Source organism: Marinobacter sp. HL-58, from assembly GCF_001314605.1.
Taxonomy (GTDB): domain Bacteria; phylum Pseudomonadota; class Gammaproteobacteria; order Pseudomonadales; family Oleiphilaceae; genus Marinobacter.
This window is the reverse complement of record NZ_LIHP01000016.1, coordinates 300167-324472: the sequence shown is the minus strand read 5'-3', so window position 1 is coordinate 324472 and position 24306 is coordinate 300167. Positions and strand designations below refer to the sequence as shown.

Sequence of the window (24306 nt, the reverse complement as noted above, 5' to 3'; positions counted from 1 at the left end):
GTGAGTAATGAGCAAGCAAGACCTGTTTGACCTGAGCGGCAAGGTAGCCCTGATTACCGGTGCCAGCCGGGGCATTGGCGAGAGCATCGCCCGCACCCTGGCCAATTACGGCGCCCATGTGATTGTCAGCAGCCGAAAGATTGACGGCTGCGAGGCGGTTGCCGGCAGCATCCGCGAAAACGGTGGCAGTGCCGAGGCCTATGCCTGCCATATCGGCGAGATGGACCAGATCGAAGACATCTGGCAGCACATCGAGTCAAAGCATGGCAAGCTGGATATCCTGGTGAACAACGCAGCGGCCAACCCCTATTTCGGCCCCATTGAAGATACGGACCTCGGCGCCTACCAGAAGACCGTAGATGTGAATATTCGCGGTTATTTCTTCATGTGTGCCCGTGGTGCCCAGATCATGAAGAAAAACGGTGGCGGCTCCATCATTAACGTGGCGTCTGTAAACGGTGTCAATCCGGGGCATTACCAGGGTATCTACTCGGTGACCAAGGCGGCGGTCATCTCCATGACCAAGTCCTTCGCCATGGAACTGGGCCAGCAGAAGGTGAGGGTGAATGCCCTGTTGCCGGGGCTGACGGACACCAAGTTCGCCAGTGCGCTGACCAGCAACGAAGCTATCAAGAAGCAGGCCATGGCCCACATTCCGATGAAGCGGGTGGCCGATCCGGACGAAATGGCCGGCACAGTGCTTTACCTGGCGTCAGGTGCCTCCAGCTACACCACCGGCACCTGCATCAATGTGGATGGCGGCTACCTGACGATCTGATGTCAGCTGTTACGGCTTTCGGTATCTTCGCTGACGCAGGCGAGGGTATCGAAATCTCCTGCCAGTTCTTCCGCCCGCCCCACCAAATGATCAATGTGGCGCTGGTCTGCCTGCTGTAAGAGCTCTGTCATCAGCTCCGCCATGGCAGGCCGGCTCTCTGACATCATCTGCTGATACCTTTCCCCACGCACGGCCTCGTTGTTGTCGATCAGGTAACTGACGCGGTCGGCAAAGCCGTCCTCATCCCGTTCTTCTAGCGCCTCCAGTAAAGCATGTTGCCAGTTGCGGCGGCCTTCCAGCCAGATTTCCGTCTGCTGGCCCCGGGCATCAGACCAGGCACTGACGGTTTCCCGCTGCCGGTCATTCAGTGGCCCCAGCCAGCGCTCAACCCGCTCGGTGGTGCGCTCTGCCCGGGCTGCCTGTGTTTTCTCAGGATTGTCCGCCAGGAACTCTTCCTCCAGTTCCTGCTGGCTTTCCTTCATGTTCTCTCGCAACTGCCGGACCTGCTGATCGCTCAGATCAGCCAGCAGCCGGGTGGCGGCTGGTTTTGCCCGGTCCATCAACGGTGGGAAGAAAGAGAACAGCTGCTCCTGGTGCCAGCCAACCGTGGATTCATCGAGAGCCCCGGCGCGAACGTCCTGTTTCAGCCTGGCCAGCCAGTCGGAATAGCGCGGCAGTTCAGTGCTGCAATGCCACTGGCGGAGGTCACGAATGTCCTGCTCCAATCGGGATTCCTGCTCTGATGTCATGGGAATGTAGTCGTCCACCCACCAGACAATGCCCCAGTCCGCGTAGCGGTAAGCCAGCTTGGTGGAGCTGCAGCCCGCCAGTACCAGCAGACTCATTAACGCAATACAGAAAGTTCGGAGCATGGTTGTTCATCTTGGTGAGTGTACTGAAACATACGGTGCCGGGAGGCTTTCAGATGGAGTTCACGTGCAACGAGAACAAATGTCAAATTTTGTAAATCCGATTCCGGCGCACACCCGTAAGTTGCTTTGACGCATAGTTCAGGGACTGAACCTGTGCAGGTTCGAACCACTTTAAACCGGTAATCTTCATCTGCATCGAAGGAGCAGAACAATGACAAGCAAGTATGCATTACCAATAGTGGTTGCGAGCTCAATTGTGCTCGCAGGTTGTTTTGATGGTTCCAGTAGTTCGTCGCCGGTGACATCACAAGTGCGTGTAATTCACGCCTCGCCCGATGCGCCGCCAGTCAATATTCTAGTGAACGGAGAAGCTGCAGTTGAGAGCGCTGACTTCAAAGAGGCAGCGCTGCTGACACCCGAGGTGGGTGACTATGAAATCGCGGTTGAAGGCATTATTCCGGGCGGCAACGCCACGGTTATAGGGCCGGCCGATTTCAGTTTTGAAGCAGGAACGCGGTACAACATTGTTGCGATCGGTCCGGTCAACGAAATCAGTCCTCTTGTCTTCCTCGAAGACGAGCCCGATTTCAGCTCGGGAAGCGATGCCAGGTTGCTGATTGGTCATTTGGCACCAAATGCGCCGAATGTGGATATCTATGTCACGGCTGCCGGGGAGGGTAATGACCTTTCCGCCGAGGATCCCCTGCTGCCAGACGTGTCCTATGAAACCGTGACAGAGGATCCATTAATTGTTCCGGCGGGGGATTACCGAATCCAGGTTACTGCCACCGGTGACTCAGATCCGGTTTTTGATAGTGGTGATGTCACATTGCCTGCCGGTGCCGATTTGTTTATCGGTGCAGTACAGAACACCGGGGCCAATTTTTCAGCCGATGGTGCCAGCCCGATCAGCCTGATCGTTGTTGATGGCGCAGAGGTCTCTGAGATTTACGACGCGAATCAGGGGGCGGGTGTTCGAGTTGTGCATGCTTCCGCCGATGCACCCAATGTAGACGTTCTGGTGGATGAAGCTCTGGCTCTCGAGGACATCGCATTTGGTGACGTTTCTCCGGAGTTCTTCCTGGATGGATACGCAGCTTTGCCTGCTGGTGAGACGCTCCTCGAGGTGGCTGCGACAGGCACTACAGATCCAGTGATAGAAACCGTTGAAGATCTCGCAAACGGCCAGGGTTATTCAGTCCTTGCCGTCGGCCTGCTGGATAACATTGAAGGTCTGGTGGAAGCGGATGAAGTGCGCAGCATAGCAACTCAGGCGTCTTTGCGGATTATCCATGCTTCTACCCAGGCCGGTAACGTGGATGTCTATCTGGTACCAGGAAGCCAGGATGGTATCGGAAATTCCGAGCCGACCCTGGAAGATGTTCCTTTCAAGGCCGTCACAGACTACCTGCCGGTGGCGGAGGGAACCTACAACGTATATATCACACCGGCTGGTTCCGGTACTCCAGCGATCACCGCTGAAGCGGTTGAGTTGAGCAATGGTCAGATATATACGGTGGTTGCTCGTGATGCGGGAATGGAACCATTGGACGAACTTGGTCTTATTCTGTTCGATGATTTTGTATCGCCATAATCTAACTGATCCAGATCACGCAGCAGCAACGTATTGAATAAGTGTGAATTGCCAAAGCGTTGACTCACTGCATTGCTGAAAAAACTTGCCCCGGCTTGGCCGGGGCTTTTTTTTGACCAGAAAGCAGCAGGCAGATCAGGCCTACCGCGTTTCGATATTGCCGTCTTCGTCGGATATCACGATCTCTACCCGCCGGTTCTGCTGCCGGCCGCTGGCATCGTCATTACTGGCCACGGGGTACTCCTCGCCAAAGCCTTTGGTTTCAACACGATCACGGCTGATACCCATGTCAACCAAGGCGTCACGTACAGCTTCTGCCCGGCGCTCGGACAGGCCCTGGTTGTAGGATGCCTCGCCGGTACTGTCGGTATAGCCTTCTACCCGAACCCTGCGATCTTCATATTCTTTCATGAACTCGGCCAGCCGGGTCACGGTTTCTTCACCCGAGGACTTGAGTTCAGCCCGGTCCAGGTCGAAGAGCACATCACCAAGGGTCAGCACCATTCCACGGTCTGTCTGCTCTGCCTGCATTTCTTCCATTTGCCGGCGGAGCTCTTCCGCTTCGCGCCGGGCTTGCTCAGCCTCGCTGGAGCTCATCTGTAATTCAAGTTCCTTGCGCCGCTCCTCTGCGGAATCGATCTGCTCCTGAAGCTCCGCACGCCTGCCCTGTTCACGGGCGATTTGGGCATGACGGTTGGCGAGGTAGGCGGCATGTTCGATTTCGACAATATCTTCGCCATCTTCCAGCAGGGACTCGGCACGGGATAGATTGTCCCTGGCGCTCCTCAATTGACGATCGCCGCTGCGGGCAACATTCGGATCATTGCGGATTTCTTCATAGGCGGCCCGGGCCTCATCAACTTTCTCGTTGTCCTGGGGCGTGCTGGCACAGCCGGCCATAAGCACAGATAAGCTCACAGCCATGCCCAATGTCATGTTGCGCTTGTTCATAACAATCTCCTGTTTCCGCTGAGGCCTTACTGGCGTTCTTCGATTCGTTGGCGAAGAGACTCAATATTGTTGTTGACCTCTTCAACCGCCTGTTCTGCCTTCGCGGTGTCCGAGCGGGCTCCGGCCAGCTGAGCGTCGACGGAGGCCTGTTCAAGAAGGCGGCTGGCCTCCCGGTATTTTTCGGCGTCGATCAATTGCTCCGCATCGGCTACCTTGTTCTGAGCCCGGTTCAGCAGCACGGGTTCGAAGTCGCGGGCGTCCGATGATACTGCCTGTTGAATGGCTGACTCAGCTGTCTGCAGTTCTCCGTCCGGCCTCTCGCCAGAACTGGCGCAGCCACCCAAAACCACGGCGATGCCGAGAATGCCTGCAGCGCCTGTTCTCGAAGTATGCTTGGTCATGCACTATCTCCTTCCAGTGAAGAGCGGGATCAGTAAGCCCCGCCTGTACTCGAGTAGACACATTTGCCCAAGGAACACCCTTTTGCCGGGACAACGTTCTCCAATCAAAGTGCCACCTGACGTTACGGTTAAGGTTAGCAGGCAGTTCAGCATCCGGTATGACGGTTTTGCCATTAACTTCAGTATGGTTGCTGAAACTGGCCTGTGCGGTGTTTATCAAACTTGAACCATGTCACTTGAAAACTGAGGGGTCTCGACTAGGTTTCTGGTTATACACATCTGAAAGGCGGGTTTATGGATGATCAACCAGCACTGTCGCAGGAGCCCAGAAAGAAGTATGAATTCCGGCTTTTTGTCTTTCTGATCGTTTTCCTGTTTCCCATTCTCGCGGTCGCCGTTGTTGGCGGATATGGCTTTATTATCTGGATTTCCCAGATCTTTATGGGGCCACCAGGGTCTCCCGGATAGGGCGTCGGCATGTCTGTATCCCTGGCCCGCAGATCGTTTCTTCGCGGCGGTCGTACCTTGTCTGCCGAGCACAGACCACCCTGGACGGATGAATCTTTCACGGACGCCTGTGTCCGTTGCGGTGACTGTATTGATGCCTGTCCGGAGGATGTTCTGTTCAGGGGCGATGGCGGTTTTCCGCAGATCCGTTTTCAGGATGATGGTTGCACCTTTTGCGAAGAGTGTGTCCGCGTCTGTAAAGAACCTGTTTTCGATCTGACGCGGGAAGCCTTTTCCTGGCGCGCGCAGGTCAGTGATCACTGCCTGGCACTGGCCAATATCCATTGTCAGAGCTGCCAGGACGCCTGCGAGCCTGATGCTATCCGCTTTGCCCCTTCACCTGGCCACGTGCCAACGCCGCATGTTGCCCTTGATGACTGTACCGGTTGCGGTGCCTGCGTGGCGGTCTGCCCCCAGGAGGCCATAGAGCTGGTTGTGCCCGTCGGCAAGGAGACTGACCATGTCTGACACTTCCTCTGAGGAGCTGCATATCGCCAGCTTTATTGTTCATTGCTGGCCCGACCATCTGGACGCCATCAAGGCACAGATTGACCAGACTGAAGGCCTGGAAACCGGAGCCGAATCACCTGAAGGGAAGCTGGTGGTCATTGCCGAAGGCCCGCACCAGCAGCGATTGCTGGAAACGGTTGAGTTGCTGGAAAGTCAGCCGGGTGTTCTGGAATGCATTCTGGTTTATCACGAGCTGATGTCGGCGGCGGAAGCCGGCCACGAGATGATTGATCTGAAACAAACACAATAAAACCGATCACAGGGACAGAGCCATGAACCTGACACGACGCGAATTCGCCAAGGCCAACGCGCTTGCTCTCGGGGCTTCGGCCGCGGGGCTGTCGATTCCCGCAGCAGCCAGCAATCTGATCACCAACGCAGAACTCACCGAACTGAAATGGAGCAAGGCACCCTGTCGCTTCTGCGGTACCGGTTGCAGCGTTATGGTGGCCACCAAGAACAACCAGATTGTTGCCACCCACGGTGACACCCAGGCCGAGGTGAACCGTGGCCTGAACTGTGTAAAGGGTTACTTCCTATCAAAGATTCTCTATGGCCGGGATAGGCTTACAAAGCCTCTGTTACGAAAACGGGATGGCAAATTCCACAAGGAAGGAGACTTCCAGGAGGTCAGTTGGGACGAAGCACTTGATGTGATGGCAGAAAAATTTACCGCGTCCATCAAGGAGCACGGACCAGACAGCGTTGGCATGTTCGGTTCCGGCCAGTGGACCATCTGGGAAGGCTACGCCGCCAGCAAGTTGTTCAAGGCCGGCTTCCGCACCAACAACATTGACCCGAATGCCAGGCATTGCATGGCCTCGGCGGTGGCAGGGTTCATGCGCACCTTTGGCTCTGACGAGCCCATGGGAGTCTATGACGACATCGAGAACGCCGACGCGTTTGTGCTCTGGGGTTCAAACATGGCGGAAATGCACCCGATTCTGTGGACGCGGGTCACTGACCGCCGGTTGTCTCATCCGTCCACCGAGGTTGCAGTACTTTCTACCTACAAACACCGCTCGTTTGACCTGGCTGACCTGCCGATGGTGATGACGCCCCACGCCGACGTTGCCATCCTCAACTACATCGCCAACTACATCATCCAGAACGATGCGGTTAACGAGGACTTCGTCAATAGGCACACCAAATTCGTAAAGGGGGCTGACGATATCGGCTACGGTCTGCGCCCGGAAGATCCCCGGGAGCAAAACGCGAAGAATGCCAATAACGCCAACAGCTTTGAGGATATGAGCTTTGAAGCCTTTGCCGAATATGTAAAGGAGTACGACCTGGAACGGGCCGTCAAGGAGTCAGGTGTCCCGTCAGACCGGCTGGAGCGCCTGGCCAGGCTCTATGCCGATCCGGACAAGCGCGTTACCACTTTCTGGACCATGGGCGTCAACCAGCACACCCGTGGCGTCTGGGTTAACAACCTGATCTACAACATACACCTGCTGACCGGGAAGATTGCCACCCCCGGCAACAGCCCATTCTCGCTGACCGGCCAGCCGTCCGCCTGTGGTACTGCAAGGGAGGTGGGTACCTTTGCCCACCGTTTGCCTGCCGACATGGTGGTGGCAAACCCGGAGCACCGGGCCAAGGCCGAGAAAATCTGGAAACTGCCGGAAGGCACCATTCCCGAAAAAGTGGGTTACCACGCCGTGCTGCAAAGCCGGATGCTGAAGGACAGCAAGCTGAGGGTTTACTGGACCCAGGTCACCAACAACATCCAGGCCGGCCCCAATACCATGCAGGAAACCCTGCCGGGCTGGCGCAATCCGGACACGTTCATCATCGTCTCCGATATCTATCCCACGGTGTCTGCCCAGGCGGCAGACCTGATTCTGCCTTCCGCCGGCTGGGTCGAAAAGGAAGGCGCCTACGGCAATGCAGAGCGCCGCACCCAGTTCTGGCAGGAGCTGGTGACGGCACCGGGTGAGGCGAGATCCGATCTCTGGCAGACCGTGGCCCTGGCCAGGCGCATCAAGGTGGCGGATGTCTGGCCCGAGGACCTCCTGGCCAAGGCGCCGGATATGCGGGACAAAACCCTGTTCGATGTGCTTTACCGCAACGGTAATGTGGATGCCTACCCGCTGGATGACCTGAATCCCGAGTATGGCAACCATGAATCGAAGGATTTCGGTTTTTACATCCAGAAGGGAATGTTCGAGGAGTACCGGCAATTCGGAAAGGGTAAGGGCAAGGACCTGGCGGACTTCGACACCTATCACAAGACCCGTGGCTTGCGCTGGCCGGTTGTTGATGGCAAGGAGACGCTCTGGCGTTACCGCGAGGGGTCCGACCCCTATGTGGAAGAGGGAAGCGGGTTTCAGTTCTATGGCAATGACGATAACCGGGCCCGGATATTTGCCGTGCCCCATGAGCCACCGGCGGAATCACCTGACGACGACTATCCGTTCTGGCTCTGTACCGGCCGGGTGCTGGAGCACTGGCACACCGGCTCCATGACGCGGCGGGTCAGTGAACTCCACAAGGCGGTGCCTGACGCCCTGCTGTACATGAACACGGAAGATGCCAGGGAGCAGGGTTTCCGGCGGGGCAGTGAGGTTCTGGTGGCCAGTCGCCGTGGTGAGGTGCGGTTGCGGGTGGAAACCCGGGGCCGTGTCAGTGTCCCCAAAGGTATGGTGTATGTGCCTTTCTTCGATGCCGGCAAGATCATCAACAAGGTCACGCTGGACGCCACCGATCCCATCTCCAAACAGACGGACTTCAAGAAATGTGCGGTGCGTCTGGAACTGGTTAACCTGGCCTGAGGAGACATGCCATGAAAAAGCTGATCGCAATCCTGCTGACGGCCTCCCTTGCCATGGTTGCTCTGGCGGAGTCGCCCTCAATGTCACCGTCCTCGCCGGATGGCCTGCGTAAAGGTGGAACCCTCGGGGACGTTGCGGATGCTCCCCCGATTGCCGGCGATCCCAGGGATGTTCAGCGGGAAGTACGCAACTACCCGGAGCAGCCACCGGTGATTCCCCACACGATACGGGACTACCAGGTGGACAAGCGTTTTAATCGATGCCTGGACTGCCACAGCCGTGAGTCGGCCCCGGACGCCGGCGCCCCCATGGTCAGTGTGACCCACTTCATGGATCGCAATTTTCAGGTGAGGGCGGAAGTGACCCCCGGACGGTACTTCTGTACCCAGTGCCATGTGCCTCAAACGGATGCAGAAGCGCTGGTTGAGTCAGACTTCAAACCCATCGACCAGGTAATCCGTGAGGGCGATCGGGGAGAAGGCCAATGATGGATCGGCTGAAGTATTACTGGCAACTGTTACGTAAACCCAGCGTTCACTACAGCCTCGGATTTCTTACGCTGGGCGGGTTTCTGGCCGGCATCATATTCTGGGGCGGTTTCAATACCGCCCTGGAGGTTACCAACACCGAGGAGTTCTGTACCGGCTGCCACGAGATGTACAGCAATCCCTACCAGGAACTGAAAGGGACGATTCACTACAGCAACCGCTCCGGGGTCAGGGCGGAATGCTCTGACTGCCACGTGCCCCACGACTGGACCCACAAGATAGGCCGCAAGATGGAAGCCTCCAAGGAAGTCTGGGGCTGGCTGTTTGGTTCTATCGACACCCCGGAAAAATTCGAGGCCAAGCGGCGCGAACTGGCGGAGCGGGAGTGGCACCGGCTGAAAGCCAATGACTCACTGGAGTGTCGCAACTGCCACGAGTTTGATTCCATGGACTTCACGCAGCAGGATCCGCGCGCGGCAGAAGCCCATTCCACCGCGTTGACGGACGAGGGGGATAAAACCTGTATCGACTGTCACAAGGGCATTGCCCATGAGCTGCCGGACATGGCAGGCGTGGAGCGATAGAGGGAAAAGCATGGGCCAGGCCGGTTACGGTACTGGCTCAGCGTACCTCGGTACCACTGGACGGGCCCTGTGACAGCGTTGTGCCAGTAGGCGGGCGGTGGTGAAGGGAATAGATGATTCGATCCAGTACTGCCTGCCCGTTCCACGCCGGATCGTTGTTGACCATACCCACAACTGCCCAGGTGGTATCCGTGCCATCCCGGGTGAAACCCGCGATTGAACGCACATTCTCCAGGTAACCGGTCTTTATGCGGCCTTTGCCATCAAGACCGGCGTTCTTCAGCCGGCGGGCCATGGTGCCGTCCATCGCAATCAGTGGCATGGAGGCCATCAGGTCGGCCGAGTAATTGCTGTTCCAGGCGTGCTGAAGAATCTGTGCGCCCTGACGGGCAGTAATGCGGCCGTGGCGGGTCAGGCCTGCGCCGTTATCAATGACCATACCTTTGGTATTGATGCCCTTATCTTCCAGCCACTTGTATATCACGCGGATGCCGGCGACGCGGTCGTCTTCATCGTCGTCCTGCCGGTGCTCGGCGCCAATGGTCAGCAACAACTGACGGGCCATGACGTTGCTGCTCCATTTGTTGATGTCCCGCACCATGGTAACCAGATCGGGCGAGGTGGTTTTCAGCAACAGCCTGGCGTCTTCCGGCGTGCTGGCCAGCAGGCTCTTTCCGGAGATCTCTATGCCCATATCTTTCAGCAGCGAGCGGATGAGCGACGCAGTGTATTGCTCATGTGGCAGTACAGACAGGTAGGCCGTGGTGCGACACCCCTGGGGCAATTCACCGGTAACCCTGACCGTAACCCTGTGGTCCTCGTGAAAAATCGGCTCCCAGTCAAAGTTTTTGCGGCCGGGGCAGGGGCCTTCTGCACTTGCCGTTACCCGGTTGTCGACAACCACATCATTCAGGGACGGTGCGCTCCAGGCCTGGGTTCCACGCTCATCGGCCCGTACCTGAAAGTGCATCAGGTTGAGGTTAGTGAGGTAAGGCGAAGGCTGGACCAGGAACGGCGCATGGGGGTTGTCGCCGTTATCGTCAAAGCCTGGCAGCCCATCCGCCAGGCTGAATACGTCGCCGTCCAGCACCAGGTTGCCCTTGATCGCGCTGATGCCCATGCCGCGAAGCTCGCTCAGGGTGCTCCACAGGCGTTCGATGGTCAGTTTGGGGTCCCCGCCCATATCCACATAGAAGTTGCCGTTGAGCGTGTCGCCCACAAGCTTGCCATCGGTGTAGAACTTTGTGTCCCAGTGATAGGTTGGCCCCAGGGTTTCCAGGGCTGCGTAGGTGGTGATCAGCTTGATAATGGAACCGGGGCTCATCAGTTCATCAGCGTTAATATATTGCTCAATGCCGGGGCCGTTCAGTGGGATGGCGGCCATGCTCAGTGCCTGCTCGTTGTTCAGGGACTGAAACGCGTAACTTCTGACCTGGCCACTCCAGGTTTTGGCAGAGGCGCTGGCTGCGTCGGTATTGGTTGCAGGCTCGGAAGCGGATGCGGTACCAAATGCCAGCAAGGTTGCAATGGTGGTAGCGAGAACGCGGGGTATCACTGAACCATGCTGGCGCGCAGTTCCGTTATCTGGCTTGTGACGATGGCTTCGTGCCTTCAGCAACATGGTGCGACGCTCGTTGGTTTCTGATCCAATAACAATAGCCCAAAAATTCGGCGCATACTATGTGGAAAGGCTCTACATGACGTTAAAAAATGCCAGTAGTGTCGTTGTTTATACTGCGTTTTTGTTAATGGATGTAAGTGCTCAAATGAATCAAAGGGTTAGCTGCCGGGCAAGCTGGGGCGTTACCCCGCTGGCAGGAACAGAACCTGAATCTGTCTGTCTGCGTAGTACAGGTATATGTGCTGAACACCGGAGAATGAGTCATGGCGATTCGATGGTCCCGACGACAGTTCCTTGCCGCTTTGGCCGCAACCGGCCTTTCCTTGCGTGTGCCCGCGCTGATGGCGGCACCCGGACAGAAAGCCATTACCCGGGCTATTCCCTCCTCGGGAGAGTCGTTGCCGGTGATCGGCATGGGCACCTGGCGCACCTTCAATGTGGGCGGCGATGAGCAATTGGTGGCTGAACGTACCCGCGTTCTGAAAACGTTCTTTGAATGGGGCGGAACCCTGGTGGACTCGTCGCCCATGTACGGGTCGGCAGACGATGTCATGGGCGAAGCACTGGACAGCCTAGATGCCCACGACAAGGTATTTTCCGCCAACAAGATCTGGGCCCGGGATGGCAGCGCCACAGGGGAGCAGGACAGCACATTGCGACGCAAGTGGGGCATCGAGCGCTTTGATCTTCAGCAGATCCATAACCTGCTGGCCTGGGAGTCCCACCTGGAAACCCTGAAACAGATGAAAGCGGACGGAGATATACGGTACCTGGGGATCACCACCTCCCACGGCCGCCGCCACAGCGATCTGGCGCGGATAATGGAACAGGGGCCCCTCGACTTCGTGCAACTGACCTACAATGTGCTGGACAGGGAGGCTGAACAACGCCTGTTGCCCCTGGCCAGGGAGCGGGGCATTGCTGTCATTGCTAACCGGCCTTTTCAGGGTGGCAATCTGTTCCGCCGTTTCCAGTCGGAATCTTTGCCCGGCTGGGCGGAAGAGGCAGGTTGCAGCAACTGGGCAGAGTTCTTCCTCAAGTTCATCGTGTCGCACCCGGCGGTTACCTGTGCTATTCCGGCGACAACCCGTGTGGAGCACATGGAGGAAAACATGGGTGCCCTGTACGGCAGGCTTCCGGATGAACAGCAGCGTCGGCGGATGGCTGACTATGTGGCAGGGTTATGACTGATGCGGACTGGCTGAGCTATTCACTGTCGGATTTTCTGATGTTCGGGCCGGAGGTGTTTCTCCGGCTCTTTGTTCGGATCAATCAGGATGTCTGGCCCTGGCAGGCCATTGCGGTGGTGATGATGGTACTGATTGCCGGGTTGCTGGTGCGTGGCAACACGGCGGCAAAACGGGCGATCCTGTTGCTGTTGGCGGCTGCCTGGGTATGGAGCGGTGCCGGCTTCCTGATGGAGTATTACGGGCCCATCAATTCGCCGGCCACCTGGTTTGGCTGGGCCTTTATCCTGCAAGGTTCACTTCTGACCGTGGCGGCGCTGGTGTGTCCCTGGGAAAGAACGGCCCGGAGGGCTGCCCAACGATGGCAGGCCGGCACCGGCTGGCTTGTGGTAACCGCTCTTTTGCCCTTTCTGGTCGTGGCACAGACTGGGAACTGGCAGTCCCTGGCGCTGTTCGGAATCACACCGGACCTGACTGTCGCCGCCTCTGTGCCTTGCCTGCTCATGTTCCCCAGGCGGGTGCGCTGGGTGTTTCTGTTGCTGCCGCTGTTGTGGGCCCTGTTCAGCATGGCAACCCTGTGGGCCCTCGGCATCCGGCTGATGCTTGTCCTGCCGGCTGTTACCCTGGTGCTGGCCATTGCCGGCTTCCGGTTCAGTCCCAGGCCGGCGCAAAGCCCGGGTTAGCAATTCGCTCGCCCCGGTCCAGTTTGTCGATCTCGGCCATCTCGTCCTCGCTGAGCCTGATATCAAGCGCGTCCAGATTGGCTTTCTGGTGCTGGGGGCGTGTGGACGACGGAATGGGAACCACGCCGCGGGCGGCAATCCAGGCCAGGGCAATCTGCGCTGGTGAAGCATTGTGCTCACGGCCGATCCGAATCAGGGTTTCATCTTCCATGACCTTCCCGACGGCCAGGGGCATATAGCCTGTCACGGTAATGCCCAGCTTCCGGGCATGGTCAACCACCTTGCGGTTGGCCAGAAAGGGGTGAACCTCTACCTGGTTGGTAAGAATCGGGGATTCGCCCAGGATCTCTTTTGCCTGGTCCATCTGGGCGCAGGTAAAGTTGGAAATGCCGATGTGCGTGGTCAGCCCCTCGCGCTGGGCGTCCCGCAGTGCTCCAAGATACTCCGCCATGGGAACTTCGTCCCCCGGTGACGGCCAGTGGATCAGGGTCAGGTCCACATGGTCAGTCTTCAGCCGGGCCAGGCTGTCGTGCAGGCTGTTGATAAGGTCGCTGCGGTGGAGCCGGTCATGCCAGATCTTGGTGGTCAGGAAAATCTCACGGCGCGGAATGCCGCTGGAGGTAATGCCATCGCCCACTTCAGACTCATTTCCATACATCTGGGCCGTATCGATATGCCTGTAACCGAGTGAGAGGGCGCTTTTGACCGCGTCTCTCGCATCGTTGCCTTTCAGGCGAAAAGTGCCCATGCCAATTTTCGGAAGTGTGCTGAATGCCATAGTGTCCTCCTTTGCGAACGCTCTGACTTGTATGTGGTGCCCGCCCGCTGGTTCTTCAAGTGGCGGGTGGTTATCATGACGGCCCCGGGAATACGCCAATCCGACCACCGTGGAGGTCAAATCATGCTGACAGGGCAGTGCCTTTGTGGCGATATCAAGCTGGAATACGATGGCCCACTGGGGCCCATAGCCCTGTGCCATTGCAGCCAGTGCCGTCGAGCCCATGGCAGTGCGTTTTCGGCCAGCGCTCCGATACAGAAAATTCGCACCCGTTTTACGGCAGGCGAGGATCTGATCCGCGAGTATGAATCCCGCCCGGGCAAATTCCGGGCCTTCTGCCCCCGCTGTGGCAGCCAGCTGTACAGCCGGGTCGATGCCATTCAGGGTATCTTGCGCCTGCGTGTCGGTATGATCAACGAGCCTTTGGGCAAAGGGCCTGCATCACACGTTTACGTGGGTTCAAAGTCAGACTGGTTCACCATCACGGATGATATTTCCCAGTACGACAAAACTGAAAGAACCAACGATCCCAACTGAGGATATATACGATCATTCCGCGGGAACGATCCGGTATACCTTGCCGTTGGAATGATCCGTCAGTAGCCACAAGGCGCCATCGGGGCCCATCCGCACATCGCGGATGCGCTCGCCAAGATCCTCCAGAAGATCCTCTTCCTCTTTGACTTCCTCGTCTTCAATGCTCAGGCGTACCAGCTTCTGCATTTTCAGTGCGCCCACGAACAGGTCTCCCTTCCACTCGGGGAACTGGTCTCCGGTGTAAAAAGCCATGCCGGAGGGGGCGATGGACGGGTCCCAGTAATGCAGCGGGTCGGTTACGCCTTCCATGGTGGTCTTGTCCGATATGGTGGCACCGGAATAGTCGATGCCGTAGGTAACGTCCGGCCAGCCATAGTTGTTGCCGGCGCGAATGATGTTGATCTCGTCGCCGCCACGGGGCCCGTGCTCGTGGCTCCAGATCTCACCGGTTTCCGGGTGAATCGTCATGCCCTGGATGTTGCGGTTGCCGTAGGTAAAGAAGGTATCGTTCACCGAGGCGTCATCGGTGAACGGGTTGCCGGGGGCCGGTTCGCCATCGGTGGTGATGCGGTGTACGCCACCGGCGTCGTCGTCTGTTTTCTGGGCGCGGTCCATCTCGCCCCGGTCGCCCACGGCAACGTGCAGGTTGCCGTCGCGGTCAAATTCCATTCGTCCGGCGAAGTGGCGGCCGGCCCTGCCCCGGGGCAGGGCCTCGAAAATCACTTCAACATCGGAAAGCCGGTCGCCGTCCAGCTTCGCCCTTGCCACCCGGGTTGTCATCCCTTCGCGGCTTACCTTGTGGGCATAGCTGAGAAACAGGGTCTGATTATCTTCGAACTGCGGATGCAGGATTATGTCCAGCAGGCCGCCCTGGCCGGAAACCACCAGATCCGGCACGCCACTGATGGGCTGATCCTGAAGTTTGCCGTCCTGTATGCGCCGTAACCTCCCCTCGCGTTCGGTGACCAGTTGGGAACCGTCCGGGAGGAAAACCAGGCCCCAGGGATGCTCCAGGCCCTCGGCTACGGTATCCAGGCGGAAGTCAGCCTTGTCCGAGCTGAAGGTGCCAGCGCCAGCCAGGTTAGCGCTGGCCATGCCGGCGAAAGCCAGTGATGTTGCTAATTTGCCGATTCGGTTCATGAGATGGCCCCTCCCTTCTGAATATCTGTCAGAACATCCCTAATGAATGCAGTCTAGCAGTTGGTACGAAGGGAAGGGCCGACAGTATCAGAAACTGTAGTTAACAGACCCGACAACCGTTCGCTTGGTACCTACAAAGCAATCTCCCCGCGCCAGGCAGGAGCTGAAGTAGGTTTCGTCCTCAATGTTGTTTACGTTCAGGCTAAGATCCCAGTTGCCGCGGCTGTAGCCAACCATGGCGTCAAACAGCGTTACGGAGGGTGTTTTCAGTTGGTCCGTTCCATCCCAGCTGTCGCCTACGTAGCGTACGCCCGCACCAGCGCGGAAGCCGGGAATGCCGGCGATGGCAAAATCGTGCTGGCTCCAGACGGAAGCCAGTTGTTCAGGAACACTTGCCAGCCGTGCCCCTTCGTTGGTGCCTTCCAGCACTTCGGTATCGGTGTAGGCGTAGCTGGCAATCAGATCCCATTGAGGGTTCATCTCCACCAACGCTTCCAGCTCAACACCACGGGCCCGGGTTTCACCATTCTGAATCTGGTTGTTTGGCATAGCCGGGTCCGGCGCCCGGCGGTTTTTCTCCCGCAGGTCGTAAGCGGTTGCGGTGAAGAAGCTGTTGGATCCCGGGGGTTGGTATTTCGCGCCCAGTTCCACCTGCTCTCCTTTTAGCGGCTCGAAAGGCTTGTTGAAGGCGTCAACCGAAGTAATGGGCTGGAAAGACTCGGAGTAACCGATGTAAGGCGACAGCCCAAAGCCGGTTTTGTACATCAGGCCGGCCCTGGTGGTGACTTCGTTGTCTTCGAAGCTCTCGCTACCTTCGGTCTTGTTGCGGGCATTATCGTAACGAAGGCCCAGTACGGCAATCCAGCGATCGTCGATCGTGATCTGATCCTGGAGATAAACACCAGTCTGGCGCACGGTGTTTTCAGCGATGTCGCTGAAGTCTGCCTCGGTTACCCGTGAGTAGTTGCCATAAACAGGGTCATACAGGTTCAGGTCGCCGATGTCCGCGACATAGGCCGTGCGGCCATCGCTTTCAGCACGCTGATAATCCACACCGGCAATCACCGTGTGGTTGACATTGTCGGAGCCGAAAACCGCCTCGGCCTGGTTATCCATGGTCAGGGTGTCCAGGTTCGGGTTCCTGGCATAAGCAAGCCGCGAGATGTCACCGTTACTTTGCAAAGTCGGGGGGAACATCGGATAGATGGTCTGATAGGTTACTTCGCTTTCCGAGTACCGCAGGTTCTGGCGGAGGGTCCAGACATCATTGACCCGGTGGCTGAACAGAGAGGTGACAGAGTTTTCTTTCGTATCATACCTGTCGAAATCCGGTTCACTCACAAAAACATCAACCGGGATGTCCGGCAGCCCGTCAGGTGCTGGTGTGACGGTGCCGGCGTGAGGCAGGAACTGGGTGGTTGATCCGGTGCGGTCTTCCTGGTGCAACGCCATCAGGGTCCACTCGGTGCTGTCCGTTGGGCGCCAGGTAATGGAGGGTGCAATAACAACACGGTTGTCCTCAACCTGTTTGACCTGGGTGTCGCTGTCGCGGCCCAGTGCAACAAGGCGATAGAGCAGGGTGCCGTCTGCGTTGAGGGGGCCTGTGGTATCAATGGCTGCCTGCTTACGCTCGTTGTTGCCCAACTGAAGGTTCAGTTCGCTCTGTTGTTGGTCCAGGGGGCGTTTTGTGGCGAGGTTGATGATGCCTCCGACGTTACCCTGACCGTAGAGCACCGAAGACGGGCCACGAACAATCTCGATCCGCTCCAGGGTGTAGGGCTCTGTACGGGGGCTCTGGTAATTGCCAAAGGTCTTCTGAAGGCTGTCCAGAAAGATAACCGGGTCGCCACCGCGCACACTCTGCCAGTCACCACGGCTGTCCATGCCAAATTGCTCCGCGCCCACTCCGGCCGAATAGCGAAGGGCTTCCTGAACACTGGTAACGCCCTGGTCGCTCATCTGCTCTTTGGTGACCACGGATATGGCCTGGGGCGTTTCGGCAATGGGCGTTGTCGTTTTGGTTGCACTCACAGCGGTTTCTGCCCGGTAACCGTCGACGGGGCCTCGTGGGTCTTCGATTCTGTCTTCAGTCACCTCGATTGCATCAAGGGTGGTTTCGGCCCGGGTGGCGGGCACGATGGCTGATGTCAGCACCAGACCGGAAGCTATCCAGGTGGAGGTGTTCAAGATCAGATTCCGGGGTTTACTGCGCTGTTTTCTGAACGACATAGACTGCTTACCTTTTGTCACTTTTCAGGAAGTCGGGAGTTAAAACCTTGGCGGGGGGTTGCCAGTTACTGAAATTATGGCAATAATAATGATAACGATTAACATTTGCAATATTGTGGTGTAAATTATTCAAAAGAACCCAAGCCGACCAGGGAGATGTGACATGACACCGGAAAAAGAGGCAATCGAAGGGCTTAAACTGGCTGCAGGATCCGGTATGTTTATTCTGGTGCTGGCCAGTATCCTGATACTCGGGTCGACGCTGGGCGGGGGTTGAGACGGGCAATGCGTTCCTTGCGGTAGACCCCGCAGGTACCGCAATAGCCGCCTTCCGGTAGCAGGTATTTCAGGCAGCAACCCCGGCGTTGGGGAATGGCCATGGTCTGGCCATTGAAAACCGCCGGAATCCATTCGATAAACCGGTTCGCGTCGCAGTCAAAACGGCTCAACCAGCGGGTTGCCAGTGCACAGAGCCGGTCCGGTGGTGCAACGTTATACAGCAGTGAAAAGGGCATCCCGAGACCCAGCCCCACGCTACTCCAATAGGCGCCCGGGCTGACGCCGTGATCATTGCGAAACGGCGGGTACCAGCCCTGTACCTGTGCCGACATCTCTGCCACGAAGGTCTCAGTATCGGCGCTTGAGGCAGTTTCCAGCCAGGACCATGAGGGCGTTTCGTCGCCGGGAACCAGGATGATCTCTGCTGCCGAGGGCAGCCGTGTGCTTCCCTCCAGGAACAGCCGCATGGTCAGCGGCGCAATCACTTCCAGTGCGAGGTTCTGGTGCAGCACGGAGACGCGGATGCGCCGCTGTTTTTGTTGGCCAATGCCCGCAATGGGCTGATGAACCTCCCGGGCCAGCCGTTCAGGTTCTTCCAGGCACTGGGCCAGTGTCAGGGCATTGGCCGGGGCAGTGGTGTGCCCTGCCAGGGTGTAGGACTGGCGAATGTCCTGTGCCGAGACGCCGGCGGCGTCCCGCAACCGGGCCCATTGCTGTTGCTCACTGCCGGCCATGGCGGCTCAACCCCCAAAGGAAGTAGATTCCACCCACCAGTGCCGCCAGCAAGCCGGCCGGCAACTGGCCGGGGAAGACGACAATCCGGGAAAGATAATCCGCCACGGCCAGCAGGAGCCCCCCCACCAGAGCGGCCACAATCATTTGCCGGCCGACAGTCTGCTGCCCCAGGACGCGTGCAAGGTGCGGTGCGATCAGCCCCACAAAACTCAGGGGGCCGATAACCACCGTCGCCGAGGCCGTCAATACGGCCGCCAGGAACAGAAGCAGCAACCGGGCACGAGCGACGGACAGCCCGAGGGAGGACGCGGCAGTGTCCCCCAGCGGCAGAATGGACAGCGGCCGTACCACCAGAAGCAGTAAGCCGCTGACCAGCACGGTAAAGCCCAACAGGCCAAAAGCCTCACCCTCGGAGATCAGCCAGGTGGAACCGTACATCCAGTTCAGCAACTGGGACGCTACGGTGCCCCCAGACGCCATCACCAGCCTCAGGCCCGCGTCCATGAATACATACAGGGCCAGGCCGCCAAGCAGCAACTGGTTGCCTGCAAACCGGTGTTTGCGGGCAAGAACAATCAGCAGGCCCAGGGCACCGGCAGCACCCAGGGTGGCCGCGCCAAGCTGGCCAGCCCGGCCGACTTCAGCGCCGGACAGAACAATCAAAACCATCACCAGTGCGGCGCCGCCGCTGATGCCCAGCATTTCCGGGCTGCCCATGGGATTGCCGGTCATCCTCTGGATCAGTGTGCCGGCCAGTCCCAGGGCCACTCCGGCAAGCATGGCCGCCAGCAACCGCGGCCCGCGCCAGACCCAGGCATGGTCCCACTGGGTTAATGCCGTCCAGTTCCAGCCCTCCAGCCCCGGAGCCCAGCCCATGGATACAACAACGGTGGCCAGAAGCAGTGCGGAAATAATGCCGGTAACGAGTACGGGGGAACGGCGCCGGGGCTGGAACCCTGCCGGGCCGGATTCCTGGCCCGGCATATGATGGGTGTTCCTGAAGCTCTGCAGGGCCAGCAGGATAACAGGGCCGCCAATCAGCGCCGTGGTGGTGCCGGTAGGCACCAGAGAACCATCGCCCCAGGTGGACGCCCAGTGTGCCAGGGTATCCGCCAGAAGCAGCAGCCCGCCCCCCATCAGGGTACTCCAAAGCAGCTTGTCGCCTATGGTGCGGGCACCCAGCAAGCGGGCCAGCACCGGTGCCGCCAGGCCCACAAATGCCACGACACCTACCCGGCTGACAACCGTGGCGGTCATCAGCACCACCAGGAACAGCGCCAGTGCGCGGATCAGCCCGACCCTTGCACCCAGGGAGTTGGCGGAACTCTGCCCCAGTTGCAGTAACTGCAGTGGCCGCAACAGCAGTAACATCAGAACGGCGAGAATCAGCACCCGGGGCCACAGTTCCATAAATGGCCCCCAGTTGTTCTGCACCAGCGATCCGGCACCCCAGATAAACAGATTGCCCAGCCATTCACCCTTGAGCAGCAGGAACGCCATGTTCAGGGCACCCAGGAAGAAGGTGATCACCAGCCCGGCGAGAATAACGGTAACCGGCGAGAAACCGAGCCGCCAGGTGAGGGCGATCACCATGCCAATGGCCAGCAATCCCCCGCCAATGGCTGCCAGGTCGGGGCTGAACGCCAGCAGCCCGGGTGCAAACAGGGTGGCAACGGTAATGCCGAACTGTCCGCCCGCTTCCACGCCAAGGGTGGTGGGGGAGGCCAGCGGGTTGCCCAGTATCTGCTGGGTAACTGCCCCGGCCAGGCCCAGCCCACAGCCAATCAGAATGGCAATGGATACCCGGGGCGCCCAGCTGTAGTGGGCCAGTACCGAGGAGTAATTCTCCGGGTCAAAGGTCCAGAAGGCAGACGCAAGCGCCCCGGCGTCCAGTTGACCAATCCAGGGGGCAGAGCTGGCAATCAGGGCACCGAACCACAGGATAATCGCCGCTACCGGCAGTTTTGCAGGAATGGAAGGGCGCATTTCGGGCAGGGTGGAGGTATCAGCGTACATTGTCGGAGCCCCCTTCCAGGAGTGAGTCCGTCAACATGGTTGCCAGTCGTTTGACCGGAAAGACACCACCGAATGGCCATACGGCGTCTATCTGGTAGACCTCGTCACGCCTCACCGCTGGCAGGTAGGTCCAGAACGGGCTGTCGGCCAGGGTGTCGGACAGACCGGGAAGGGTGGGGGAAACAACCGCAATGCGGCTGTTCTGGTAAGGGGCGATGGCTTCCAGCCCGACCACTGAAAAACCCCAGAAATTTCCCTGCCGGGGCCAGGCATTTTCCAGCCCCAGGGCGTCAAGTGTGCTCTGGTAGAGGCTGTTGGGCGCATAGATGCGCACATGCCGGTCATCCAGGAAGTTCACCAGGGCCACGGGGCGGTCGGTCATGCCGGCCTCTTCCAGCCGCTGGCGCTGGGTATCCAGGGTCTGTTCAATGTCTGCCAGTATGCCCTCGGCGCGGTCTTCCCGGCCGAGCATCTCGCCAAGTGTGGTCAGCATCTCGCTGGCTTTTTCGAAGGGCCGGTGGCCTTCCTTGTAAACGCTGATGACGTAGGTAGGTGCAATCCGTTCCAGCAGGCCGGACGCAGGGGCCATTTCAGAACTGGTAACGATCAGGTCCGGCTCCAGCTCGGCAATGGCCTCCAGGCTGGGCGCCACACGGGTACCGATATTGGCGACCTTGTCGGGCAGCTCAGGCTCTTTCACCCACACGGAATAGCCGTCCCGATCCGCAACACCCACCGGCGTTACGCCGAGCAGCAGAAGCGCTTCAGTGGCAGCCCAGTTAAGGGCAACGATCCGCTTCGGGGTGGAATCCAGCGTAATCGTGCCATTCTCGTGGTGCCAGGTTCCGGCAGCGGCCTGCAGTGACAACAGGCCGAGAAACAGCAGGGCCGCACAGGTTCTTGCGGGATACTTAATGTACATAGGAGACCCACTGGCCCGGCGCCCGTTCCATCACCCCCATGGGAACGCCGTAGATGGTTTCCAGGGTTCCGGAGTCCATGATGTCTCCCGGGCTGCCGTCAGCGATCAGCCGGCCGGTTTTGAGCGCCACCAGCCGGTCGCAGAAACGTGCGGCCAGATCCACATCGTGGAGTACCACTACCACGGTCAGCTCTCTTTCTTCCGCCAGGCGATGGACCAGGCGCAGGGTTTCCACCTGGTGCTTCACATCCAGTGCGGAGATGGGCTCATCCAGCAACAGGCAGCGGGTTTGCTGGGCCAGTAGCATGGCAATCCAGGCCCGTTGGCGTTCGCCGCCTGAAAGCGTATCCACGGAGCGATGCTGGAAATGGCCAAGCCCGGTGTCTTCAATGGCCTGGTCGATCAGCCGGTGGTCTTCGTTGTTGTAGCGGCCCAGTGGCCCGCGCCAGGGATAGCGGCCGAGGGCAACCAGTTCACGCACGGTCAGGCCGTCTGTGCCCGGCGGATGCTGGGGCAGGTAACCGACGGTGCGGGCAAACTCCCGTGCACCGGTGGTACGGAAGGAAGTGCCCAGCAGGCTGACATCGCCCGAGGCAGGCGACATCTGCCGGGCCAGGACTTTCAGGAGCGTGGACTTGCCGGAGCCATTGTGCCCGAGCAACCCGGTCACCTCACCTTCGCGGAATTCGATATTGATATTCCGGAGGATAGAGGTGTCGCCGACGTTAACATCCAGGCTGGATACTTCGAAGAACGCAGACATGCAGGCTCCAGTAATTCTGAGGGTCTGCAGAATAATCTAAATGCGAATTACTATCAATACATCAATGGATTTACAGGCCATCCCGGCAGACTTGTTACACCTGCCCTGTCTGCACCCGCCATTGGGCGGCATAGGCTCCTTCGGCCTGCAACAGGTCCTCGTGGCGGCCGGACTCCACAATCCGCCCGGCATCAACCACCGCAATGGTGTCTGCATCCACAATGGTGGACAGCCGATGGGCGATCATGATCACCGTACGGTTGTGGCCGATGCGCTTGAGAGAGCGCTGTATCGCGGCTTCGGTTTCATTGTCCACGGCGCTGGTGGCCTCGTCGAGCACCAGGATGGGCGGGTCTTTCAGCAGTGCCCGGGCAAGGGAAAGGCGTTGACGCTGCCCGCCGGAAAGCCGCACACCCCGTTCCCCCACGGCGGTGGACAGGCCTTCCGGCAGGGCCTCGATAAAGGACCAGGCCTCTGCGGTTTTCGCCGCCTCGATGATCTGCTCATCGTTGGCGCCGGGGAAACCGTAGGCCAGATTGTCGCGGATGCTGCCCTCGAACAGGTACACGTCCTGGCTTACCAGCCCGATGGCCTGCCGCAAGGACTTGAGGCTGACGGACTGAATCGGCTGCCCGTCGATGCGAATTGCGCCGCCGGTGGGGTCGTAAAAACGCAGCAACAGCTTGATCAGTGTGGACTTGCCTGAGCCGGTCGCACCCACCAGGGCAAGCGTATTCCCGGCTGGCACCTCAACGGATATATCCTCGATACCGGCGCCGCTGGATGGGTAGTGGAAACTCACGTTCCGGAAAGTCACTTCACCCCTGACCGGCTGCGCCAGAGAGGTGTCCGACGTGTCCCGCACGTGCACCGGCTCTGCCAGCAGGTCGAGAATTCGGCGGGTACTGGCCATGGCGCGTTCGAACAGGTCGATCACTTCGGCAAGGCCGGTCAGGGGCCAGAGCAGGCGCTGGGTGAGGAACACCAGAACACCGTAAGCACCCACATTCAGGGAGCCTTCCAGGGCCATCATGCCGCCCACAGTAAAGGTGGCCAGGAAACCCGCCAGAATGGCCATGCGGATAACCGGAATGAACGCCGAACTGATGCGAATGGCCTTGCGGTTGGCTTCCACATAGGCCTCGCTGCTGGCCTTGAGGCGTTCGGCTTCACGCTGTTCCGAGGTGAAACTCTTGATGGTGGCAATGCCGCCCAGGTTGTTGGCCAGCCGGCTGGACAGGTCGCCCACCTTTTCCCGCACATCCGCATACAGGGGGCCGGCCTTGCGCTGGAAGTAGAAGGCGCCCCAGACAATCAGCGGAATCGGCGTGAACGCCAGCAGGGCAATCAGGGGCGACAGCACGAAGAACACCGCGCCGACAGCCACCACCGTAACCAGCACCTGGATCATGGCATTGGCGCCGCCATCCAGGAAGCGTTCGAGCTGGTTGACGTCGTCGTTCATGGTGGCAACCAGCTGGCCGGAGCTGCGGGCCTCGAAAAAGCTCATGTCCAGTTTCTGGGCATGTTCATAGGCGTCCTGTCTCAGGTCAGACTGCAGGCGTTGGGCCAGGTTGCGCCAGAGCACCTGGAACAGGTATTCAAATATGGATTCGCCGGCCCAGATAAAGAAGGTCAGTATTGCCAGAATGGTGATCTGTTCCTGGGCGGTTTCAAACCCCAGGCCCGCGACAAAGCTCTCTTCCTGATTGACCACCACATCAATGGCAACGCCAATCAGGATCTCTGGCGCAATGTCGAAGAGTTTGTTGATCACAGAGCAGGTGGTGGCCGCGATGATCTGCCGGCGGTAGCCCCTGGCGTAACGCAGAAGGCGCCCGAGTGCGGCGAAACTGCTGGTGGTCTTGTGGGAAGGCTCGCTCATGGTTCGCTCCGCTTGCGCCAGAAAAGCGGCAAGGGTAGCGGATTTGACCTGTCAATAAAACAGAATCAT

Annotated in this window: 23 protein-coding genes; 11 read left to right on the top strand and 12 right to left on the bottom strand. The window is 58.9% G+C overall.

Going from position 1 to position 24306, the window contains the following annotated elements; genetic code table 11:
• Window positions 1–7: 7 nt before the first annotated feature.
• A complete protein-coding gene (locus tag HLUCCO03_RS13985) occupies window positions 8–778 on the top strand; it encodes an SDR family oxidoreductase (protein WP_027831261.1) in 771 nt (256 codons plus the stop codon).
• Window positions 779–780: 2 nt separating this feature from the next.
• Here the strand turns inward: HLUCCO03_RS13985 and HLUCCO03_RS13980 are convergent, their stop codons facing one another.
• The gene (locus tag HLUCCO03_RS13980) at window positions 781–1650 is read right to left on the bottom strand and encodes a DUF6279 family lipoprotein (RefSeq protein WP_027831262.1); all 870 of its coding nucleotides are present in this window, start codon (window positions 1648–1650) and stop codon (window positions 781–783) included.
• 211 nt (window positions 1651–1861) lie between these two features.
• Between HLUCCO03_RS13980 and HLUCCO03_RS13975 the strand changes: the two genes are divergently transcribed.
• Window positions 1862–3244, top strand: coding sequence for a DUF4397 domain-containing protein (locus HLUCCO03_RS13975; RefSeq protein WP_027831263.1), 1383 nt, complete (start codon window positions 1862–1864; stop codon window positions 3242–3244).
• A gap of 141 nt (window positions 3245–3385) precedes the next feature.
• On the opposite strand, the gene HLUCCO03_RS13970 is transcribed toward HLUCCO03_RS13975, so the two are convergent.
• Together HLUCCO03_RS13970 and HLUCCO03_RS13965 are read right to left on the bottom strand one after the other, a co-directional pair.
• Complete coding sequence (locus HLUCCO03_RS13970) at window positions 3386–4195, bottom strand: OmpA family protein (protein ID WP_027831264.1); 810 nt, start codon at window positions 4193–4195, stop codon at window positions 3386–3388.
• 26 nt (window positions 4196–4221) lie between these two features.
• Window positions 4222–4596: a DUF4398 domain-containing protein gene (locus tag HLUCCO03_RS13965; protein ID WP_027831265.1), complete on the bottom strand. Its 375-nt coding sequence runs from the start codon at window positions 4594–4596 to the stop codon at window positions 4222–4224.
• 294 nt (window positions 4597–4890) lie between these two features.
• On the opposite strand from HLUCCO03_RS13965, the gene HLUCCO03_RS13960 reads away from it, so the two are divergent.
• The 6 genes from HLUCCO03_RS13960 to HLUCCO03_RS13935 are packed head-to-tail and all read left to right on the top strand — an operon-like array spanning window position 4891 to window position 9462.
• A complete protein-coding gene (locus HLUCCO03_RS13960; RefSeq protein WP_081813505.1) occupies window positions 4891–5064 on the top strand; it encodes a periplasmic nitrate reductase, NapE protein in 174 nt (57 codons plus the stop codon).
• A 9-nt stretch (window positions 5065–5073) separates the two neighbouring features.
• The gene (gene napF / locus HLUCCO03_RS13955; RefSeq protein WP_081813506.1) at window positions 5074–5571 is read left to right on the top strand and encodes a ferredoxin-type protein NapF; all 498 of its coding nucleotides are present in this window, start codon (window positions 5074–5076) and stop codon (window positions 5569–5571) included.
• Complete coding sequence (locus tag HLUCCO03_RS13950) at window positions 5564–5863, top strand: chaperone NapD (RefSeq protein WP_051603790.1); 300 nt, start codon at window positions 5564–5566, stop codon at window positions 5861–5863. The genes napF and HLUCCO03_RS13950 overlap by 8 nt, the downstream gene beginning before the upstream one ends.
• Before the next feature lie 22 nt (window positions 5864–5885).
• On the top strand, window positions 5886–8390 hold the full coding sequence (gene napA / locus HLUCCO03_RS13945; protein ID WP_027831267.1) for a nitrate reductase catalytic subunit NapA: 2505 nt from the start codon (window positions 5886–5888) through the stop codon (window positions 8388–8390).
• An 11-nt stretch (window positions 8391–8401) separates the two neighbouring features.
• Window positions 8402–8878, top strand: a complete 477-nt coding sequence (locus HLUCCO03_RS13940; protein ID WP_027831268.1) for a nitrate reductase cytochrome c-type subunit — start codon at window positions 8402–8404, stop codon at window positions 8876–8878.
• On the top strand, window positions 8878–9462 hold the full coding sequence (locus HLUCCO03_RS13935) for a NapC/NirT family cytochrome c (protein WP_292016735.1): 585 nt from the start codon (window positions 8878–8880) through the stop codon (window positions 9460–9462). Before HLUCCO03_RS13940 ends, HLUCCO03_RS13935 begins: the two co-directional genes overlap by 1 nt.
• 37 nt (window positions 9463–9499) lie before the next feature.
• Here the strand turns inward: HLUCCO03_RS13935 and dacB are convergent, their stop codons facing one another.
• Window positions 9500–11083 carry a D-alanyl-D-alanine carboxypeptidase/D-alanyl-D-alanine-endopeptidase gene (gene dacB / locus HLUCCO03_RS13930; RefSeq protein WP_027831270.1) on the bottom strand — a complete coding sequence of 528 codons (1584 nt, stop codon included), beginning with the start codon at window positions 11081–11083 and terminating at the stop codon, window positions 9500–9502.
• A 263-nt stretch (window positions 11084–11346) separates the two neighbouring features.
• Here dacB and HLUCCO03_RS13925 point away from each other — a divergent pair, with 263 nt between their 5' ends.
• A complete protein-coding gene (locus HLUCCO03_RS13925; RefSeq protein WP_027831271.1) occupies window positions 11347–12270 on the top strand; it encodes an aldo/keto reductase in 924 nt (307 codons plus the stop codon).
• On the top strand, window positions 12267–12953 hold the full coding sequence (locus tag HLUCCO03_RS13920) for a DUF6064 family protein (protein WP_027831272.1): 687 nt from the start codon (window positions 12267–12269) through the stop codon (window positions 12951–12953). Before HLUCCO03_RS13925 ends, HLUCCO03_RS13920 begins: the two co-directional genes overlap by 4 nt.
• Here HLUCCO03_RS13920 and dkgB read toward each other — a convergent pair.
• On the bottom strand, window positions 12922–13731 hold the full coding sequence (dkgB, locus tag HLUCCO03_RS13915; protein ID WP_027831273.1) for a 2,5-didehydrogluconate reductase DkgB: 810 nt from the start codon (window positions 13729–13731) through the stop codon (window positions 12922–12924). The genes HLUCCO03_RS13920 and dkgB overlap by 32 nt on opposite strands.
• Window positions 13732–13854: 123 nt before the next feature.
• Between dkgB and HLUCCO03_RS13910 the strand changes: the two genes are divergently transcribed.
• Window positions 13855–14268, top strand: a complete 414-nt coding sequence (locus tag HLUCCO03_RS13910) for a GFA family protein (protein ID WP_027831274.1) — start codon at window positions 13855–13857, stop codon at window positions 14266–14268.
• Window positions 14269–14280: 12 nt separating this feature from the next.
• Here HLUCCO03_RS13910 and HLUCCO03_RS13905 read toward each other — a convergent pair whose 3' ends face one another.
• From HLUCCO03_RS13905 to HLUCCO03_RS13875, 7 genes are all read right to left on the bottom strand, one after another.
• Window positions 14281–15408: a PQQ-dependent sugar dehydrogenase gene (locus HLUCCO03_RS13905; RefSeq protein ID WP_027831275.1), complete on the bottom strand. Its 1128-nt coding sequence runs from the start codon at window positions 15406–15408 to the stop codon at window positions 14281–14283.
• Between the two features lie 87 nt (window positions 15409–15495).
• Entirely contained in the window at window positions 15496–17595 is a 2100-nt protein-coding gene (locus tag HLUCCO03_RS13900; RefSeq protein WP_027831276.1) for a TonB-dependent siderophore receptor, read from the bottom strand.
• Between the two features lie 263 nt (window positions 17596–17858).
• Window positions 17859–18650, bottom strand: coding sequence for a (2Fe-2S)-binding protein (locus HLUCCO03_RS13895; RefSeq protein ID WP_027831277.1), 792 nt, complete (start codon window positions 18648–18650; stop codon window positions 17859–17861).
• Window positions 18637–20667: a Fe(3+)-hydroxamate ABC transporter permease FhuB gene (fhuB, locus tag HLUCCO03_RS13890; RefSeq protein WP_027831278.1), complete on the bottom strand. Its 2031-nt coding sequence runs from the start codon at window positions 20665–20667 to the stop codon at window positions 18637–18639. The genes HLUCCO03_RS13895 and fhuB overlap by 14 nt, the downstream gene beginning before the upstream one ends.
• Complete coding sequence (locus tag HLUCCO03_RS13885; protein ID WP_027831279.1) at window positions 20657–21589, bottom strand: ABC transporter substrate-binding protein; 933 nt, start codon at window positions 21587–21589, stop codon at window positions 20657–20659. Before HLUCCO03_RS13885 ends, fhuB begins: the two co-directional genes overlap by 11 nt.
• Window positions 21579–22352 carry an ABC transporter ATP-binding protein gene (locus HLUCCO03_RS13880; RefSeq protein ID WP_027831280.1) on the bottom strand — a complete coding sequence of 258 codons (774 nt, stop codon included), beginning with the start codon at window positions 22350–22352 and terminating at the stop codon, window positions 21579–21581. Before HLUCCO03_RS13880 ends, HLUCCO03_RS13885 begins: the two co-directional genes overlap by 11 nt.
• Window positions 22353–22446: 94 nt before the next feature.
• The gene (locus HLUCCO03_RS13875; RefSeq protein ID WP_027831281.1) at window positions 22447–24237 is read right to left on the bottom strand and encodes an ABC transporter ATP-binding protein; all 1791 of its coding nucleotides are present in this window, start codon (window positions 24235–24237) and stop codon (window positions 22447–22449) included.
• Window positions 24238–24306: the final 69 nt, after the last annotated feature.